The organism is Bartonella sp. CE47NXGY, from assembly GCF_042195415.1.
Classification (GTDB): Bacteria; Pseudomonadota; Alphaproteobacteria; order Rhizobiales; family Rhizobiaceae; genus Bartonella.
On record NZ_JBHIOI010000020.1, the window covers coordinates 29,093 to 30,903 of the forward strand.

The following is a 1,811-nucleotide window of genomic DNA, read 5'->3' on the forward strand; positions in this document are numbered from 1 at the left end:
TGAGCGTAAATATTGATATTGTATCAGATAATTTGAATGCAAAAGGGATTGGATTTGTTAGTAGTTCTGATGCATTCGTTAGGATATCAGGCAGTACTATTACTTTTAATGAGATTGGTGCGTTTTCAACACAATTTGGGGGAAAATATCTTATTGATACAACCAATATTCAGGGCAAAGGTAAGAAACACACGATTGTAGTTGATAATGAAACTATTGATGAATTTCCAAGAGCTTTTGACATATCACAGGGTGGTAATGTTCATTTGCGTGGTGATTCTATTCAGCTGACTGATATGCATGGCTTCTTGATTACGAATTTTGCAGGTTATGCAGATGCTGAAGGTAAATTGATTCAAGAATACGCTTCATCAAATGCGTTTAAAAATACAAGTATTAAGATAGAAAAAAACAATATTTCTGTTCAGGGTGAGGGAGTATACGGTCTGTATTTTTATGGATTAGGCCCAGATGTATGGGGTGATATGTTTAAGGTAGGGAGTGAAAAACTTTCAAAAGTAGAAAAAATTGTTTGGGGTGAAGCATCTTTGCATTTGTCACAGACAACTTTTTCAGTTCCCGATGGTATTGCCATTTATAGTACGGGAGATGATATTTATGGAGCTGAAGCTACCATTGAATTAACAGAAAGGACAAAGATCTCTGGTGATTTATTGTTAAAGGCTCAAAATAATTCTTCTCTATTGGTGAAAGCAAAGGATTCTATCCTTACAGGGGGTATTCGTGTTGAGGATGCATCAACTGTTCACTTAGAATTAACAAATGGCTCTGCATGGTATCTCACCAAAAGGAAACATACAGATTTACAGGAATCTCTTCCTGTAGATTCATTACTTTCGTCTATAAGCATTTCTGATAGCACAATTTTTTTTGATAAATTTATATCTCAAGATTATCAAACGCTATATATTGGAAAAGTATATATTGAGAAAGGAAGTAATCTAAATGACATAAATCCAATAGAGGGGATACAATATGATAAAGAAGCCTATAATGCAAAGGGAAATGTGCAGATTAAGATGAGTGCGTTTGTGAATAATGACGGCTCGTTTAATCCTCAAAAAACTGATCGTATTTTGATCTACGGGAATGTTTTGGGAAGTACACTGCTCATGATGGAGAAATTTTCCAAAACCTTAGAAGGAGAAGCTGGCAATAAAGGGAGTCAAGGTATTTCACTTGTTCAAGTTGCTGGGACAGCAGAGGAAAGTTCTTTTAAGTTAGCCAATAGTTATACTACAGTGAATGGATTTCCTTATCAATATAAACTTCGTGCCTATGGTCCAAGTTCTTCTTCTGGAAATGCAGATCCAAAGAATAGATTGGTTGTTGGAGAAGGGGATTTTTGGGATTTTCGTCTCGAAAGTGTTTACATTGGTCCTGAATTAGATTCTTCTGAAACTGCTTCTAAGCCAACATCTACAGTTTTACCTCCTCAATCTGAAGAAGAGACGGTTCCTTCTAAACGACCAACAGAGACTATTTCACCTGAACAACCCCCTTCTGTTGAGCCTCCACTTATACCATCTACACCTTCTTTGCCTGAAGGATCTGAACCGTCTGAAACATTTATCCCTACGGATTCGACGCTGACTCCTTCTGCACCAGTTCCGTCTGAGCCTCCCTCTGTACCAACAGTTCCGGAGGCTCCTTCTGCTGTGCAACCTATGCCTGCACCGTTTGTTCCAGTTGAAGATTCTACTAATGATGTTCTGCCATCTGAGCCCTCTGCTCCGGAGGACACTTCATCTCTGGATACTGTTTCTCCTCCTTCTGCCCCTGTTGAACCA

The 1,811-nt window shown here is 38.3% G+C and carries 1 pseudogene; it reads left to right on the top strand.

What is annotated here, in order from left to right:
- Nucleotides 1–1,811 (top strand): annotated as a pseudogene (locus ACFIL3_RS06675) (autotransporter outer membrane beta-barrel domain-containing protein); the annotation flags it as partial.